This is a genomic window from Novosphingobium sp. PY1 (assembly GCF_017312445.1).
Classification (GTDB): Bacteria; Pseudomonadota; Alphaproteobacteria; order Sphingomonadales; family Sphingomonadaceae; genus Novosphingobium.
The window spans coordinates 293676-307688 of record NZ_BLTI01000009.1 but is presented as its reverse complement, the minus strand read 5'-3'; the positions used below and the strand labels follow the sequence as shown (position 1 = coordinate 307688).

Below are 14013 nucleotides of genomic sequence, written 5' to 3'. Positions count from 1 at the left end.
TTTTCAAAAAAGTTTCATGAAGCGTGGATGTGGCCGAAAAGACCGAGCCTTCAACAGGCCCTTCAACAAGATGGGACCTTCCGAAGGCGATTCAAGGGCTGCGTACCGGACCTTACCTGCAGGCGAAGGCTTACCCTTTCCCAAAAATGTCATCGTGCCGTCGCCTGGCGGTCGCGGAACTGGCCCCGGGATGTCACAATCGGAACATAGGAAACCGGCTTCGATCAACTACATCGGGGCAACCATGACCGACCTGCTTCCTCCCTCCCCCTATTCGGATGGCGATGTCGATACCAACGACAGCCGCACCCCGTCGCTGGAAAGTCTGGCAAACGAGCGCTTTTCGCGTCGCCAGACCATTTTCGGCGGCGCCAAGGCGTCGAGCCTGGCCCTGTTCGGCACCGCCATGCTTGCAGCGTGCAACTCGGATGACAGCAACGGCGAGGGCCCGGTGGTCAGCGCCGGCGACAATGCCGCGACAAGCGCCGGACGCATTGTGACACTGACCGGCAGCGCCACCGGTATCAAAGGTCTGAAGTCCTCAGGCTGGTCCCAGAGCAGCGGCCCGAGCGTCGAGATCATGGGAAGCGGGGACGAAGTGACGTTCATCGCCCCCGCCGTGGAAGCCGCGACCGATTTCGTCTTCACTTATCAGGCGACCAATCTCTTCGGCGTCAGCAAGACGGCATCGACCACGGTCCGCGTGTCTCCGGCCGTGCTCGGCTTTGCCGCCGTTGCCAAGAACCTCAACGACATCGTGACAGTGCCGGAAGGTTACTCGGTCACGGTGATGACGCGCCTTGGCGATCCTCTGGCCGCCGGCGTTTCGGCTTATGCCAACGACGGATCGGACGACAATTTCGCCCAGCGCATCGGCGATCACGGCGACGCACTGCACTTCTTCGGCCTCAACGCAGCCGGATCGCGCGACGATACCAGCTCGACGCGTGGCCTCATGGTCCAGAACCACGAAAACCTGAACGTGCAGTACCTGCACCCCAACGGTCCGACGACCAATGGCGACGGATCGCGTCCGGCTGCGGAGGCGAAGAAGGAAATCGAAGCACACGGCGTCAGCGTTTCCGAGTACAAGGACGCGGGCGACCGGACCTGGAGCTACGTGCAGGACAGCAGCTTCAACCGCCGCATCACGCCCAACACGCCGATGAGCCTGCATGGGCCCGCCGCAGGTTCGGCGATGCTGGTCACCAAGTACTCGTCCGAGGGCACGGCCGGTCGCGGCACGATCAACAACTGCGCCAACGGCATCAGCGGTTGGGCGACCAACCTCACCTGCGAAGAGAACTGGGCCTTCTACTTCCGCCGCGACGCCAGTGACGCCACCGCACGCACGCCCCGCGAGCTGACGGCCCTTTCCCGCTATGGCGTGACCAGCACCAGCGGCAACTTCTCGTGGTCGAAGGCAACGCCGAGCGACGACATGTTCGCCAAGTGGAACGCGACGATCCTGGGCGCGAGCGCTGCACAGGACTATCGCAATGAGCCGAACCAGTATGGCTGGGTCGTCGAAATCGATCCCTACGATCCGGCATCGACGCCGCGCAAGCGGACGGCGCTGGGCCGCTTCGGCCATGAAGGCGCCTTCGTGCAGATCGCCACAGGTCAGCCTGTCGGCGTCTACATGGGCGACGATTCCCGCCGTGAGTACCTCTACAAGTACTTATCGAACGCCAGCTGGGATGCGGCCGACGGCAATGCCAGCGACCGTCTCGCCGTAGGCGACAAGTATCTCGACAACGGCACGCTCTATGTTGCGCGCTTCGATGCCGACGGCACCGGTGAATGGCTGCCGCTAGTCTTCGGCCAGGTACCCAACCGTCCCGCCACGGGTTCGGCGCCCGAGTACGTCTTCGCCGACCAGGCCGACATCCTGATCAACACCCGCCTCGCCGCGGACGCACTGGGCGCCACGCCGATGGACCGTCCGGAATGGACCGCCGGCAATCCGATGACCGGCGAGATCTATCTCACCCTCACCAACAACAACGCCTCGAACCGTCCGCTCAACGGCACCGATGCGGCCAACCCGCGCCACTACGGCGATCCGAAACTTTCGGGCTCGGTCAGCTACGGCAACCCCAACGGCCACATCATTCGCCTGCGCGAGGACGGCGACACCACGGCGGCCACGACCTTCGCCTGGGACATCTATCTCTTCGGCGCGGATTCAACCGACGCCGATCCGACCAACGTCAACATCTCGGGCCTGACCAACGACAACGACTTCTCGAGCCCGGACGGCCTCTACTTCTCGCGCAAGACCAATCCGGCAGGCCAAGTCAATCCGCTCCTGTGGATCGAGACCGACGACGGCGCAATGACCGACCGCACCAACTGCATGCTGCTGGCCGCGATGCCGGGCACGGTCGGGGACGGCGTCGCGAAGACGATCACCAACAAGGCCTCGGACGGCTCGACCGCGCAGCAGGCCACTGTCGTTGGCGCGGCGGCAAGCGCCGCGAACCTGCGCCGCTTCCTGACCGGCCCGGTCGAATGCGAGATCACCGGCATCGACATGACCCCGGACGGCCGCACGCTCTTCGTCGGCATCCAGCACCCGGGCGAAGACGGCACTCCGGCTGCTCCGACCAGCCACTGGCCCGACAGCCAGGCCGGTTCGGCAGCGGCCACGGTGCGCCCGCGTTCGGCCGTGATCGCCATCACCAAGGACGACGGCGGCGTGATCGCGCTCTGACAGGTACCCTCAAGACTGCAGGCCCTTGCGGTATGCGGACAATGCCGGGAGGGGGCGCAGCACGCGCCTCCTCCCTCTTTTTTGCTCAGGCCGCGAGCAGGCCCTTCTGGCGCAGAAGCGCATCGGGCGTGGGCGCGCGGCCGCGAAAGGCCTCGAAGTTCTCCAGCGCGGGGCGGCTGCCCCCGGTGGCGAGGACTTCGCGGCGGAACTGCGCCCCGGCCTCGGCAGGCTTCCCGATCTCGGTGAACTGCTCGTAGGCATCGGCCGAAAGCAGTTCCGCCCACAGGTAGCTGTAGTAGCCGGAGGCATAGCCGCCGGCGAAAACGTGCTGAAAGGCATGGCCGAAACGGTGCCATTCCGGCGGTATCACGAGGGCTGCACGCGCGCGGGCCGCTTCGAGCGAACGCGCCACGGTATCCGCTGCCGGCTTCGTCTCGCGATGCATCCACAGGTCGAACAGCGCGAACTCCAGTTGGCGGGCGAGCTTGAGCGCGCTCTGGAACTGGCGGGCACCCAGCATGCGATCGATAAGGGCATCGCCCAGCGGCGCACCGGTATCGACATGGCGCGAGATGCGGCGCAGCACCGCCGGCTCCCACGCAAAGTTCTCCATGAGCTGGCTCGGCAGTTCGACCGCATCCCATTCGACGCCAGCGACGCCGCCGAGCGAGGGCACGTCGATCTCGTTGAGCAGGTGATGCAGGACGTGCCCCATCTCGTGAAACAGGGTGACGACATCGCTATGCGTCAGCAGCGAGGGCTTGCCCTTTTCCGCCGCGGCGAAATTGCAGGTGAGGAAGGCAATGGGGTTCTGCCGTTCCCCCGCACGGCGCAGCAGCGGCCGGAAGCCATTCATCCACGCGCCGCCGCTCTTGCCGGGCCGCGCGAAGTAATCGCAGTAGAGACCCGCGACCGGCACGCCCTTGTCGGTGAACTCGAGGTACTCGACGCTTTCGTGCCAGCTGTCGACGCCCGAGACGACGCGGCCCTCGATTCCGAACGTCTCGGCGACGAGTTCGAGCAGGCCGTCGACCACACGGTCGAGAGGAAAGAAGCGCCGGATCTCCCCTTCGTCGAGATCGTGGCGCGCCTTGCGCAGTTTCTCGCTCGCCCAGCCCACGTCCCAGGGCTGGAGGTCTTCGATCCCGAGCTCCTTGGCGAACGCGGCGAGTTCGGACAGCTCCTGCGCACCATTGGGCTTGCAGCGATCGGCGAGGCCGGTGAGGAAATCCTCCACCTCCTGCGCGCTCTCGGCCATCTTGAGGGCCAGCGAACAGGCGACGTAGTCGGGAAAGCCCAGCAGTTTCGCTTGCTCCTGCCGCAGTTCAAGCAGCTTCAGCATGGTTTCGCTGTTGTCGAACTTGCCGGCGTCAGGCCCCTGGTCGGAAGCGCGGGTGTTGAAGGCCCGATAGACCTCTGCGCGCAAGGCGCGGTCATCGGCGTGGGTCAGGATGGCAAGGACGGCGGGCGCATCCAGCGTGACAAGCCAGCCGCTCTTGCCCTGCGCCGCCGCGGCACCGGCAAGGATCGAACGCTCGACTTCGGGCAGACCTGTCAGTTCGGCTTCGCTCAGTTCGCGGGTCCAGCTGCGGGTTGCGTCCATCACCGCGTCGCGAAAGGCGCTGGACAGGCGGCTCTGCTCGACACCGATCTCGGCGAAGCGCTGGCGGGCCTCGCCTTCCAGCGCGACGCCGGCCAGCTCGAACTTGCGCAGGGCTATGTCGACGGCGCGGCAACCGGCATCGTCAGGCGCGGATTCGCGTACCGAAGGGGTGGCAATCGCACGGTAGAGATCCGCATCCTGACCCAGGGCCATGGCATAGCTGACAACGACCGGCTCCGCCTTGGCATGGGCTTCGCGCAGTTCGGGCGTCTCGGCCACCATCTTGAGATGGGATACGATGCCCCAGACATGGTCGAGCGCGGCATCGGCCAGTTCGCGCGCCATGAACACGTTCTGGAAATCGGGCGAAGGTTCGGCCTTGATCGCTGCCATTGCCGCCGTGTGATCGGCGATCGCCTGCTCTACCGCCGGGCCGACCTGCTCTGGGCGAACTTGCGAGAAGCGCGGCAGTTCGGCGGTGGGCAGCAGGGGATTGGCAGGATCGGACATTGCATTGGGCTCCTTCGCCGTTTCGGCGAACAGGTGTGGCGGGATCGGCCCCGCGCAGAACGCAGGGGGCCTTGCCCTGCCTAGATGTGCAGACTTGCCCGCAGTTGCAACGGTCAGGGGTGGCCCAAGCCGATCCCGGGCCTGTCCGCGCCGGGTGCATCGGCCGGATCGTCCGGCGCCTGCTCCTCGGGCAGCGCGATTTCGCACTCCGGCACGCGGAAGTAGCCGCGGTCCAGCGCCTGCGTGCCGAGCCGCTCGCTGGAGGTGAGGCTGACGAGCCAGGGTGAGGCCAGCAGACCGAGAGTCAGCGGCGAGAGCCACAGCGCCGTCACCGGATCGATAAGCGCGGTTGCAGCGAAAAGCAGGCCGAGGCCGATATGCTCGCGCAAGTCGAGGATCACCTCGCGCACCGGGATGCGGCGTGCCTCGCGGGCCTGGGTGGTCCAGCCCGAAGGAATGCCGAGCAGGAGGCCGAGAACCGCCTTGGTCTGCGTCACCATCGTCACCGGCGCCATCAGGATCGCCAGCGGAACTTCAAGCGCCACGGACTTGAGGATTCCGCCGACACCGCCGAATGCCTTGCGCCGCCCGGCATCGGACAGCATCCAGATCGTGCCCATCAGCTTTGGCCCGAACAGCAGCAGCACCGTGAGCCACAGCACGCTGGGCGGAGCGGCGCCGACAAAGCCGTCGGTCCCGCGCGAGGCCGCCTGGGCGATGGCGGTAAGAATCAGCAGGAACCAGCCGGGCGAGGTAAGATAGGCCGAAGCGCCGATCAGCAGGTGGAGGCGGCTCGCCCAGTTGAGGCCCGAGGCGTCGAGCAGGCGCAGGTGCTGCAGGTTGCCCTGCATCCAGCGCCGGTCGCGAATGGCATGGTCGACAACGGTCGGCGGGAATTCCTCGTAGCTGCCGCCGATCATGACCATGTGCACGGCCCACCCGCGCCGCCGCAACAGCGCCGATTCCACCATGTCGTGGCTGAGGATGTGACCGCCGAAGGGAGGCTTGCCGGGCAACTCAGGCAAGCCGCAACTCTCGGCAAAGGCGCGGGTGCGAACGATGGCGTTGTGGCCCCAGAAGTTCGCCTCCGATCCCGACCACCAGAGCAGGCCGGCCGACGAAATCGGACCATAGGCCTCGCTGGCGAACTGCATCCAGCGCTGGAACAGGGTTCGGGCATTGATGATCATCGGTACGGTCTGGAGCAGGCCGATCGATGGCCGTTCCTCCATGATCGCGGCCATGCCGACGATGGCATCGCCGCTCATCAGCGAATCCGCGTCGAGGATGAGCATGTTCTCATAGGCCGCGCCGAAGCGCTGGACCCATTCGGCGATATTGCCCGGCTTGCGCGCGATGTTCTTCTCGCGCCTGCGGTAATAGACCTTGATCTGCGCCTCGGCCGCCACTTCGCGCCACACGGCCAGCTCGCGCTTGCCGTGCAGCTCGTTCGAATCGCTGAGCACGAAGAAGTCGATCCACTCGCCCCCGCCGACCTCGTGAATCGACTGGGCCATGGCCCGTACCCGGCCGAACGTCGCCTCGACGCTTTCGTTGTAGACCGGCATGAGCACGGCGGTGCGGTGGCGAAGCGAGGATGCCGGGCTGGGGATCGCGGTGAAGCCGGGATGCTCGCCGCTGATCAGCTTGAGAAAGCCGAATGCCGAGCTGACGAAGCCGAAAGCGATCCAGCAGAACAGCGGCACGAAGAACAGCAGCAACACGATCTCGAACGGATCGAGACCGTCGCGCGAGAAGGTGAAGCGCAGTTCGCTCGATGCGGCGAGGCCGATGACCCCGGTCAGTGCAATCAGGAGCAGACGCTTGACGACCAGCCCATGCGGACGGGTTTCAACCTCGATCGAGCCGGGAGGATTGCCGTGCAGCCGCTGGACCGGCATTTCCAGCGGCGCTTCCTCGGGAAGCTCGCGCAAGGATGACGTCATGACTTCAGCACCTTTATCACAGTCTCGCTGAGCGCGGCATCGCCGCGCTTGAGGTAGAGCCGGAATTCCTTCTGGGCTGTTGCGCCGGGGCGCACGTCCAGCATCGCCCGCCAGCGGTTCTCCTGGCCGACCACGGGGTAGGCATGCGCGGAAATCAGCGCCTCGGCAGGCAGGTTGGTCGCCGCTTCCACGCCGCTGGAACGATCCAGCCCGGCCAGACCGGGCCCGACAAAGTCGAACACGAACTTGCGTCCGCCCTCGATAGCCGCAGCTCCGGGAATGCCCGCCGGTCCTTCGAACAGGTCGACGCAGCGCGCGGCAGCATCGGCGCTGGGATCGTTCGAGGTCCAGGTCAGGCGATAGGCCACATCGCGGCTGCCGCCCGCCTTCGCCGGTTCGTCTCCGCACCAGAACATCGCGATATTGTCGAGCGTCTCTCCGTCGGTCGGCATCTCGTAGAGCATGACCGCGCCGGCGCCCCAGTCGCCCCGAGGCTCGACCCAGAGCGAAGGGCGGCGGTCGTAGAACACACCGTCGTCCTGGTAATGGTCGAAGTTCTGGTCGCGCTGGATCAGGCCGAAACCCCGGCAGTCGTCAGCGCGAAAGGCGCTGAGCCTGGCCCCCTCCGGGTTCTCCAAGGGCCGCCAGACCCGCTCGCCATTGCCGGATTGGATCGCCAGCCCATCCGAATCGTGGATCTCGGGCCGCCAGTCGCCGCGCCGGCCGGACTGGTCGTACCAGAACATGCTGGAGGCCGGGGCGATGCCCAGTTGCCTGATGTCGCGCCGGAAGAACAGCGAGGCCGTCACGTCCTGAACGACGCCCCGTTCGCCCTTGATGCAATCGAAGACATACGCCCCCGTAAGGCTCGGACCATCCAGCAATGCATGAATCCGCAGCCGCGTCTCGCCAAGCTGCTCGATCCAGAACTCGCGGAAAGCGGGAAACTCCTCTCCGGTCGGCAACCCCGTGTCGATGGCGATGCCGCGCGCGGAAAGTCCATACTGGTCGCGCGAACCCGAAGAACGGAAATAGGATGCGCCGATATAGGCCATCCAGTCGGAACGACCGTCGGCATCCATCACCCGGAAGCCCGAGGCATCGGCATCCTTTCCGCCGCGAAACAGCCGCGAGGTATCGACGATCTCGCGCGCCATGCCCGCTTCGAGGATATGCATGGTGACGGCATGAGGCGCGATCGCCTTGCTGGCCGGGAACAGGCGGACATGCCCGGCGATAGCCTCCGCCTCGCCGTAAGTCAGCTTGACCATCTCGTCGTAGTCGGAAACGGCATTTGGCGAGGCGGGCGGGGCGACGTAAGGCCGCGCCGCCAGTCCACGGGCGCGCGAAGCCAGCACCTCGTGCGAAAAAGGGCGCCCCGGACCAAGCCTGCCGCGCGCCGCGAGCGCTCCCGCGGGCAGCAGGGCCATTCCAAGAAGAGTCATGATCAGGCCGGACGCGCCGCGACGGGTCAGCGAATGGCCTTCTGCGGGCACATGATGAGGTGCTTGGGCACCGGACTGGTCAGACAGGGCACTCAACCTTCGCTGTTATCGCAAGCTCGGGCAGCAATACGCGCGGGACGACCGTTTGTTTCGCATTGGGCCGCCGTGGCGACGGCATCGGTCGGTCACTTCGGCTCGCCGTCCTGCGCAGGCGCATCGCGCCAGCCGGTGATGACCTGCATGCCGGGCTCCACACCCTTTGCAAATATCTCCGTGCGCCGGCCGTCGCTGCCACCTTTGGTTACGTAGACACGGCGCGGTTCGCCGTCATCGCTCAGGAGATAGATGCGGTCACGATCGCGACCAACCGAGCCTTCGGGTGCGAATTCGAGGGCGGAATTGGGCACCAACAAGACGTCGCTACGCTCAGGAAGCTCGATTTCCAGCGATGCCGCCGAACCGGGCGTGACCCGATGGGCGGAATGTTCGATCACGAACACCGCCCGGCGCCCACCGGCACCGGATTCGATCCGCTCCAGTCTCGCGGAAAGCTCTTCCTCGGGGTTATCTTCCAGCCGCACGCTCGCCTTGGCTCCCGGCTGCAGTTCCGCGACTTCGTTGCCGGCGACCGGGACCGTGATCGAGAGTTGCTCCAGACCGGCGCTCAGCGCGAACAGCGGCACGCCTTCGCGCACGCGGCGGCCCTGCTCGACATAACGGGCGACCACCCAACCGTCGATCGGCGCGCGCACGACCGCAGCCTTCAGTTCGCCGGCGCCTTCCTTTACCCGCAAGCGCGCCGCGTCCAGCCGCGCACGGGCGGCGGCCTCCTCCTGCCGCGCCCTGCTTGCGTCGGCCCGTGCCGTTTCCAGTTCGTTGAGCGAGGGAACGCGTTTGTTCGACCGGCGCCACACACTCTCGAAGCGGGCGAGCCGCGATGCGGTTTCCCGCACCGATACCTGCGCCGCATCGAGTGAGGCCTGCGCAGCAGCGACGTCGGCCCTGGCAATCTCCAGCGACTGCCTGACCGGATCGGCGTCGATGCGCGCTAGAACCTGCCCGAAACTGACCTTGCCCTTGACGGGTCCGGGCACGGCCGCAACGATGCCGTCCAGCCGCGCCTTGATAGTGATGTTCTTCTGCCCCCGGATCGTCCCGCGCTCAGCCAGCAGGGGAACGAAGTTCCCCACCTCGACCGGTGCGGAATAATAGGGGCTGTCCGTCCCGGTCAGGAACCGCACCAGCAGCACGCCCACGGCGATCGCCGCCAGCGTCAGGAAGAAAAGGCTGAGCAGATGCCGCCGGGCGCGCTTCGGCGTCTTGCCCAGGAAGATATCGAGCGGGGAATGATGCGCGTTGTCACTCACAGACCGTCACCTCGGGCAAGACGCCCACACCCGGAGCAGGGGCCGCAAGGTCTGCCTCGCTCCAGCCGCGGCCCTGCGCCGTCCACAGGCGGATCGAAGCCGCGGCGAGATCCGCCCGCGCCCTGATCCTCGCTTCCTCGACGGCGAGCGCCGCTGCCTCCGCCACGTAAACCGTCGAGAAGTCCCCGGTTCCCGAGCGATAGGCAAGGCGCGCATCCTTCGCCGTCATACGGGCGCCGCGCCCGCTGTTCTCCAGCTTCGCCTGTCGCACGGCCGCTGCCGCAACCGCCTCGCGGTCGCGCGTCATCTCGGCAAAGGCATCGCGCTGGGCCTCGCGATACTTGGCGATCGCCAGGGCGGCGGGCGAATCCGCTGGTGCCGTCTCGGTATCGCCGGAGAGTACGGCATCGAGATCCTCCTGCGTGACCTTCTGGCGCGTCATGTCCGCGATCAGGCTGTTCTCCAGTGCCAGCAGGTCGGCCCGGTGCGCCGCCGAAAGACGCGTCGTCCCCGCAACGTTCGCGGCGATATCGGGAACCTTCCCGTCATCGCCGAGCGTGGCCGCGAGCCCTTCGAGCTCCATGCCGGTAAGCCGCGCCAATTCGCGCTTGGCGGCCTCGAGCTTCTCGCGGGAGGCATCGAGATCGCTTTGCGTCACCGAAACCAAGGAACCGGCCAACCCCGAATCGAGGCCCGGCGCCAGTCCCGCCTCGCGACGAAAGCCGGCGATTTCCGCATTGTCGTTGAACTGCTCGAGCATCTTTGCGCGCAGGCCGAAAGTTTCCTGCAGCCGACGCACTTCGAAATAGGCGGCAGCGATGTCGGCCGCGACATGGGCCCGGCGATCGGCATGGCGATAGGCTCGGGCCTGGCTGGCCGCTTCGTCGGCATTCCTCGCGCTGGCATTGAACAGGCGCTGGATGCGCGATCCCAACTTTCTTGCCGCCGCATCGGCCTGGAGTTCCCTGGCCTGCAGGCTGAGGCTGTCGCAGACGAGGGATGGATTGGCCTTCAGGCCCCTTTCGACAAGATCGGCCAGAACCGGATCGCCTGCGGTCTGCCACCACAGCGGCATCCACTCCCCGCTCTCTGCCGCCGCGGCTTCACTTCCCGCCTCGACCGGCTCGGCAGCCGGTTGCAATCCTCCCAGCTCGGCCGGGTTCGCTGTGCATCCCGCCAGCAGCAGCGCCAGCGCCATGGCCGCAAGGGTGGAACGGTATGAAGGGAGATCCGACACGGAATTTCGCATAGCAGCTAAACCGCGAGAGGCAATTGCAACAAGGTGGAGATGACCGCGCGTCGACAACGGCCCGCATCTGTCCGCAGCTGCAAGGAACCGGCTGAAACGATTGGGAAACGGGACCAGCCACAGATCGTTTGCGGCTGCCAGCCACGCAAGGCGCGTTAGTTCACGCGAGTTGCCCCCGCCCCCTTTGCCGGCGCCCTCGATAGCGATCCGCCCGACATTTCGCGTGACAGTTGGCCGGCGCGTGGAGCCATCGGTCAGGCACGTCGCCGGGAGGTCGGCCTGCCGGCACGGGCGGTTCGTCGGCGGAATCGGTCGTTGGGAGATCGCAGCGGCGGACGAAACAGCGGCTCGGCTGCGACCAGGCGGTCCAGAGAAGCAAGACGGTGACCGTGCCTTGCGCGAACGCCGAAATAATGCCGCATCTCACGATTGCGGCGTGCGGCACCCCTGACCGAGGTGTGCCAGTCAGTTGATTCGTGGCCTGTTATCCTGGGACGCAGCCGCCTGCAGCGCGTTTCGGCGCTGCAGGCGGCTTGAGCCCCACTTAGAAGTCTATCCGCGCACGCAGACCATAACTGCGCGCATCGTTGAGGAAGCGGATGTTGAGCGCCGAACCGACCAGCGACTTCTGCGACACTTCCTTGTCGAAGAGGTTGCTTGCCCAAGCTTCGAGGCGCAGGTTGTCGATGGTCAGGCCAGCTCCGAGGTTCACCGTCGCAAAGCCCTTCTGACGGTCGGGGAAACCGGCTTCGAAGGCATTCTGGCGGGTCCCGTCCAGGAAAACGATGTCGCTTTCGTTGAACTGGCTCAGGAAATACGACGAACGGTAGTTGACCAGGGCCTGCCAGTCGAAGCGAGCCGACCCGATGTCGAACCACTGGGACAGCCGCGCACTGACGTTCATCTTCGATGCCAGGGGCAAGCGGTTACCCACCAGGCTGATGAGCGGCGAGATGCCGCCCGCCTCGTCGTCCTTGGCGCGCACGTCCGCGACCGTGCCCTTGGTGATCTTGGTATTGAGATAGGCGGCGTTCACGTCGACACCGAAGTGAGCCGGCAGTTTGAAGCGCAGTTCGGCCTCCGCACCGTAGATGCGCGAAGCTCCGATGTTGCGGTTGACCAGCGAGTACCCGTTACAGACGGCGGGAGTCTGGCTTGTGTCGAGGTTGATGCAGGTCAGGTCCTGGAACACCTGGTTCGAGTAATCGTAGTAGAAGCCGGTCAGGTTGAAGACTGCCCTGCGCCCCAGGAAATCGAAGCTGTTGCGGCTGCCGACTTCATAGACGATCAGTTTCTCGGGGCTGTAGGTCTCGGGGATGAGCGACCCGTTGAAGCTGTCGTTGAAGCCGCCCGACTTGTGACCTGTCGATACCTTGGCATAGACCATGTTGTCGTCGCTGAGGTCGTATTCGACGCCCAGGCGCCAGTCGACGAAGTTGAACTTCGAGCTACCCACCTGCTGGCCGGGAATTGTCAGGTTGGCATAGCTGAAGCCGCCATTGCGATCCGAAGGGTTGTTGGTGGGGCAATCGACGAAACCATTGTCGATGTCGGGACGATCGATGCAGGTGCCGTTCGGGTTGCTGCCATCGGCAATGGCGCCGATCTGCGCAATCAGCGTGTCGCGCAGGCCAGGGGTCATGGTACCTTCGATCAGGAACTGCGCCATGTCCTGGTTCGAGGTGATGCCGCTGACGTCGAAGTTGGGCCGGTCGAGCAGCGCCGGACGGAAACCCTCGGTGCCGATACGCGTCGCAAAGCAGCAGGTATAGTCTTCACCGCCGAGCGTGAGTGCCCAGTTCCCGCCGATGCCATAGCGCGACTTCTTCTCCTTGGTGTAGCGAAGGCCGCCGATGACGCGCAGGCGATCGGTCACGTCGTAAGTGCCGTCACCGTAGAAGGCGTAGCTTTCGCCGTTCACGTCAGGCATCACGAATTCGGTCGCCGAATAGCAGCAGTAGCCGCGATCCGAGAGCGCGAGATAGCCCACGGCCTGGTCTTCCTTGAAATAGAACCCGCCGACGTTCCAGCGCAGGCGCTGGTCGTCATTGGCGAAGAGGCGCATTTCATAAACCTGGCTCTTGGACTTGGCCTGCCAGAAGTTGCCGGAGAAATTGTCGTACTGGACCGCCGAGAGATCGCGGCCCGGATAATTGATGCCGTCGCTCGACGCGTTGACCTGGTAGAAGTCGACCGAACGATAGCTGCCTGTCAGCTCGGCGCTGAAGGTTCCGAAATCATAGTTGATCTTGCCCTGGACGCCCCAGAGCTCGTTCGTCATGTCGCCCTGGAGACCGCGATAGACGACGTCCTTGAGGTCCAGATCTTCCGGGCGCAGGCCGGTTGCGACGACTGCGCTGTAGATATTCGCGCCGGGATAGCCGGTGCCGGTTTCCTTGCCGTAGTCACCGACGAACGAGACGCTCAGCTTGTCGGTCGGCTCCCAAAGCATCGACAGACGGCCTGCGTAGTTTTCCTCGAGACCGGCCGGCTTGAGACCGCGCGCGGGCTCACCGGTGGAAGCGTTCCTGAAGCCGTAGTCGCGGTTGATGTAATAGCCCGCCGCGCGCAGCGCGAAGGTGTCGCCCACCGGAATGTTGATCGCGCCTTCTGCGGCATTGGAAGAGCGGTTGCCGGCTTCGGCCTGCAGATAACCGCTGAACTGGCCAAGGCGCGGCTTCGCGGTGATGATGTTGAGCGTTCCGGCCAGCGCATTGCGGCCATAGAGTGTACCCTGCGGGCCCTTGTTCACCTCGACGCGGTCAAGGTCATAGAACATCAGGCCCAGGCCGCGCGGCCGCGGAATGTACGTTCCGTTCAGGTGCGGCGCTGCACCCGGATCTCCCAGTTCCGTATTGTTGGCCGAGCCGACGCCGCGGATGAAGATCTCGATATTGCCTTCCTGATTGGCAATGCTGAGCCCCGGAACCGCAACCTGCAACTGGCGCAGTTCGGAAATGCCGTCCTGGCGCAGTTGTTCGGAGCCGAGCGCCTGAACGACACCCGAGACGTCCTGCAGATTCTCGGCGCGGCGGTTTGTCGTAACGATGATCGCTTCGCTGTCGTCGCTCACCGTGTCTGTGGTCGCGCGCTCCTGCGCGTGGGCCGGAAAGGCCGCCACCGACGATAGCAATGCAAGCAGCGCGGTACGCCGGAAATTACGCCGAGTCATTTCAT

Annotated in this window: 7 protein-coding genes; 1 reads left to right on the top strand and 6 read right to left on the bottom strand. The window is 65.3% G+C overall.

The window, feature by feature from the left end; genetic code table 11:
* Window positions 1-244: 244 nt before the first annotated feature.
* Window positions 245-2716 carry a PhoX family phosphatase gene (locus tag J3474_RS17160; protein WP_207094969.1) on the top strand — a complete coding sequence of 824 codons (2472 nt, stop codon included), beginning with the start codon at window positions 245-247 and terminating at the stop codon, window positions 2714-2716.
* A gap of 85 nt (window positions 2717-2801) precedes the next feature.
* Here the strand turns inward: J3474_RS17160 and J3474_RS17155 are convergent, their stop codons facing one another.
* The 6 genes from J3474_RS17155 to J3474_RS17130 form a co-directional block, all read right to left on the bottom strand.
* Window positions 2802-4829, bottom strand: coding sequence for a M3 family metallopeptidase (locus J3474_RS17155; RefSeq protein ID WP_207094968.1), 2028 nt, complete (start codon window positions 4827-4829; stop codon window positions 2802-2804).
* A 113-nt stretch (window positions 4830-4942) separates the two neighbouring features.
* On the bottom strand, window positions 4943-6775 hold the full coding sequence (gene mdoH / locus J3474_RS17150; RefSeq protein WP_207094967.1) for a glucans biosynthesis glucosyltransferase MdoH: 1833 nt from the start codon (window positions 6773-6775) through the stop codon (window positions 4943-4945).
* Complete coding sequence (locus tag J3474_RS17145; protein ID WP_242528450.1) at window positions 6772-8220, bottom strand: glucan biosynthesis protein; 1449 nt, start codon at window positions 8218-8220, stop codon at window positions 6772-6774. Before J3474_RS17145 ends, mdoH begins: the two co-directional genes overlap by 4 nt.
* A gap of 185 nt (window positions 8221-8405) precedes the next feature.
* Entirely contained in the window at window positions 8406-9587 is a 1182-nt protein-coding gene (locus J3474_RS17140; RefSeq protein ID WP_207094966.1) for an efflux RND transporter periplasmic adaptor subunit, read from the bottom strand.
* Complete coding sequence (locus J3474_RS17135) at window positions 9580-10824, bottom strand: TolC family protein (protein WP_242528449.1); 1245 nt, start codon at window positions 10822-10824, stop codon at window positions 9580-9582. The genes J3474_RS17140 and J3474_RS17135 overlap by 8 nt, the downstream gene beginning before the upstream one ends.
* A 556-nt stretch (window positions 10825-11380) precedes the next feature.
* Window positions 11381-14008 (bottom strand): TonB-dependent receptor, encoded by a 2628-nt coding sequence (locus tag J3474_RS17130; protein WP_207094965.1) that lies wholly within the window; start codon window positions 14006-14008, stop codon window positions 11381-11383.
* Between the last annotated feature and the right edge of the window lie 5 nt (window positions 14009-14013).

Bases quoted from the DNA above. Each gene is read 5' to 3' on its own strand.
- J3474_RS17160 (WP_207094969.1), top strand. From the start codon at position 245: ATGACCGACCTGCTTCCTCCCTCCCCCTATTCGGATGGCGATGTCGAT.
- J3474_RS17155 (WP_207094968.1), bottom strand. From the start codon at position 4,829: ATGTCCGATCCTGCCAATCCCCTGCTGCCCACCGCCGAACTGCCGCGC.
- mdoH (WP_207094967.1), bottom strand. From the start codon at position 6,775: ATGACGTCATCCTTGCGCGAGCTTCCCGAGGAAGCGCCGCTGGAAATG.
- J3474_RS17145 (WP_242528450.1), bottom strand. From the start codon at position 8,220: ATGACTCTTCTTGGAATGGCCCTGCTGCCCGCGGGAGCGCTCGCGGCG.
- J3474_RS17130 (WP_207094965.1), bottom strand. From the start codon at position 14,008: ATGACTCGGCGTAATTTCCGGCGTACCGCGCTGCTTGCATTGCTATCG.